This is a genomic window from Wolbachia endosymbiont of Wuchereria bancrofti (genome assembly GCF_002204235.2).
In the GTDB taxonomy this organism is placed as follows: domain Bacteria; phylum Pseudomonadota; class Alphaproteobacteria; order Rickettsiales; family Anaplasmataceae; genus Wolbachia.
In genome coordinates, this window is the sequence record NZ_NJBR02000098.1 from 1 (window position 1) to 3,599 (window position 3,599).

Sequence of the window (3,599 nt, forward strand, 5' to 3'; positions counted from 1 at the left end):
TTGCGCTTTCATCTGTAGCAATAAGCAAAAATAACACTATTTCTGAGGAAGATGCTCAACTTGCTGGGAAAGATGCTTTAGTGCAGGCTCAAAAGGAAAGGATTTCTGAACAGGAAACTCGTCTTGCTAAAAAGAATACTGAGCCTTTTGATAAGCAAGAGCAATCATCTCTAAAGAAGAGGTCAATTTGAATTACCTAGATCTTGAGGTTCCTTCTAATAGACAAGGAAAACAAGCTAATGGTTTGGATTTTTTAGGTCTTACAACTTCCAAAAATTTAAATGATTTAGAATATTACTTATATTTTGATGCACAAAGTCAAGATACTGAGGTTTCCAGCATAGGGAATCAGCCAACTGAAGAAGGAACTAAAGTTAATGGTTATTTTAATCAAGCAATGAGCGCAATTAATTGGCTTGCTGGTCAAGCAACAAAAGTTATGCCTTATTTAGCTATGAGTTATTTACCTTACGTTTTTTATAATTATGCTACTACTCCTTTATCAGCATCATTTGATGATGTTAACGTAACTCAATTATTTGTTGTTAATTCCAGCATAAATAAATCCTAAAGCAAAATAGTAGAGGGCATATTATGTGATCGCTACTCAATCCTCAAAAAAACCGGCGTAGGTTTATGCAATGTAGTGCCTGAACTTACGTACGCACCGCACAGAGATTTTAAATCTCGTTGTTCTTTCGGGATTTGCAATTGGTCGAGTATCGCCTCTGCTGATCTCGGGACAATTGGTTGTAATAGAATACCAATTATTCTGATATATTCCAGTAGTTTGTAGATTACTAGATTTATGCGCTCTCTATCAGTTTTGTTTAGTATCCAGGGTGCGCTTTTATCTATATAAGTATTGGCTTCGGAGGAAATGTTGATAATTAGAAGTATGATGTGGTTAAATTCATACTTTGATAAATAATCCATTACTTGATTGAATATAGCTCTGTAATTTGGAAGGCCTTCCTCACCTTTAAGTAGGCTTTTGTCAACTGTTGGTACAACTCCAAAGCATCGTTTATATAAAAATGAAATTGTTCTTTGCACTAAATTACCTATATTGTTTGCAAGTTCTGAATTTATTCGGCTGATCATGTTCTTCTTACTGAAATTACCATCCTGGCCAAAGCTTGCTTCCCGAAGGAGAAAATAGCGCAGCTGATCAACACCAAACTCCTTAGCTAAGCCAATTGGATCTATGACATTACCGAGAGACTTAGATATTTTTTTTCCCTCATTTAACCACCAACCATGGACTACAATTTGTTTTGGCAGTGGCAAGTCTGCTGCAAGGAGAATTGCCGGCCAATATACAGCGTGAAAGCGTAATATGTCTTTACCAATTACATGAATATTGAAGGAGTTATCAGCTAGATTCGATGTCATTCTAGCGCGTGACGCCGGAATCTGTATTTCCTTCTGGACCTCAGTGTCAGCTACTTGGACAACAGACTGTGATTCTGCCCAAAACTTTTTATATTCTTCATTTTCCATGTTAGGAAAACCTATTGATGTGAGATAATTAGTTAATGCATCTACCCAAACGTAGATTATGTGTTTTTCATTTCCTGGCACTTTTATCCCCCAGTTAAAACTAATGCGAGAAATTGAAAGATCAGTCAGTCCCGATTTTACAAACGATATCACTTCATTTTTTCTGCTTTCAGGAAAGATAAAATTTGGCTGATTTTTGTATAGTTCTAGTAATTTATTTTGCCAACTTGACAAACGAAAAAAGTAGCTCTCTTCTTTTACCCATTCAACCTCAGCACCTGTCGGTGCTTTGCCATCTATTAGCTCCGATTCCTGATAAAACGCCTCATCGCGGACTGAATACCAACCTGAATAAGAATCCAGATATATTTGTCCCCTCTCTTCAAGCCTATCCCATAAAGCTACAACTGCTTTCTCGTGACGTTCTTCTGTGGTGCGAATAAAATCATCATATTGAAAATCTATGAACTCAGCTAATTTCCTAAATGAAACGCTCACTTTATCTGTAAATTCTTTTGGATGCATTCCCTTTGTTTTAGCTGCTTTTTCAATTTTTTGCCCGTGTTCGTCTGTACCGGTAGTAAATTTAACATTTTTTCCAGCTAGTTTCATAAACCTAGCTGTAACATCACAGATAAGGGAGGTATATGCGTGACCAATGTGCGGTTTGTCGTTTACGTAATATATTGGCGTGGTGATGTAAAAATTCTCAAATTGCTCCATTATCTAGTACTTAAAGCTCTATCGTACCTATACTAGTGATAAAAATCAATAGACTACCGGATTTCATTGCAAGCTCCACGGATTTATGACAGTGAAAAGTGGTTGGGTATATTTAATATAATCTTTATGCTCAACTGGTAAGGTAATAGATGTAATATGTAATGTAGTGAATTACATTCATGGAATAGGTGGACCACTTTTTACAATAGTAATAATTGGTGCAAGTTTGCTTACAATATTTGGAAGAATGCCTTGGTCTGCACTTTTCTCGCCTGATATATTTATTGCTGTGTTTTTTGGTGCATCTAAAATTGCAAGAACGATAACAGGAAAAGAGACTTGCTGCTTCTATGAGAAGCAAATGATGCAGAATGGAAAGTGTGTTATTGTTCCTGGGTATGAATTCGTGGGCCAGGGTGGTTATGAAATTTCTGGAGGCGGAGTAAACTGCATTCCTGGATTGGTGTTCAATAATAAGGAAAGATGTGTTGATTCTTCTTTCTACTTTGGAAATAAAGATGGTACTTTTATGAGTAAAATCTAACTATTCATCACACCACAAAGTATATAGTTAACATCCACACCTTTGGTTAAATTCCATTCGCTCTTTATTATGTTATACTCCATACCTGCCATGTCTTGCAGTGTTACATTGCCTTCCCTTAGGTGATTTGCAATCTCTGATGGCTTGAGAAACTTATTCCAATCGTGCGTACCTTTCGGCAGCCAGTTTAATATGTACTCTGCACCAATTATTGCAAGAAAGAAGGATTTAAAAGTTCTATTTATTGTTGATATAAATATCAGTCCCTCTGGTTTTAGCAATTCTATTGCTTTTTTTATGAAAAGCTCTAAATTATCCACATGCTCAACTACTTCCATCAATAGAACTACATCGTATTTTTTATTATTGCTTAGCTCTTCAATGCTAGTGTGTGTGTATTCTATATTTAACCCTACTTTTTTCGCATGTGACTGTGCCACTTTTATGTTTTCTTCACATACATCTATTCCTAAAACATTAATGCCGACGCGTGCTATTGATTCTGATAAAATACCACCACCACACCCAACATCAAGCAATGATAATTTCTTTAGATCACACTTCTTTAACTCTTTTATCTTCTCGATAATGTAAGATACTCTCACAGGATTCATCATGTGTAATGGCTTGAATTTGCCATTCTCATCCCACCATTCGCCTACCATTTTAGCAAATTTTGACACCTCATCTCCGTTATAAGTTTGTACTTTTTTTCTCTTACTAAAAGAGGCTATATTACTGAGTTTATCGAGGCGTTTTTTATGTCTGCTTTCTTTTGAAAATTCTGTTTCGAGGAATTGTTTGACTATATCTTTTGCTAATCCACTGG

General features: G+C 36.0%; 4 protein-coding genes and 1 pseudogene. 3 read left to right on the top strand and 2 right to left on the bottom strand.

The annotated features are described in order from the left end of the window. On the top strand, positions 1–191 hold a 191-nt coding region (locus CCY16_RS05735; RefSeq protein ID WP_179946087.1), incomplete at its 5' end, for a hypothetical protein. Continuing rightward, entirely contained in the window at positions 188–571 is a 384-nt protein-coding gene (locus tag CCY16_RS05135; RefSeq protein ID WP_088415480.1) for a hypothetical protein, read from the top strand. The genes CCY16_RS05735 and CCY16_RS05135, both read left to right, overlap by 4 nt. Before the next feature lie 32 nt (positions 572–603). On the opposite strand, the gene metG is transcribed toward CCY16_RS05135, so the two are convergent. Further along, positions 604–2,226, bottom strand: coding sequence for a methionine--tRNA ligase (gene metG / locus CCY16_RS05140; RefSeq protein WP_088415482.1), 1,623 nt, complete (start codon positions 2,224–2,226; stop codon positions 604–606). 151 nt (positions 2,227–2,377) lie between these two features. Here metG and CCY16_RS06855 point away from each other — a divergent pair. Further along, a pseudogene (locus CCY16_RS06855) lies at positions 2,378–2,557 on the top strand (TrbC/VirB2 family protein); the annotation flags it as partial. Between the two features lie 209 nt (positions 2,558–2,766). Here CCY16_RS06855 and ubiG read toward each other — a convergent pair. Next, positions 2,767–3,599, bottom strand: an 833-nt coding sequence (gene ubiG / locus CCY16_RS05150; RefSeq protein WP_245800819.1) for a bifunctional 2-polyprenyl-6-hydroxyphenol methylase/3-demethylubiquinol 3-O-methyltransferase UbiG, incomplete at its 5' end; no start/stop codon positions are given.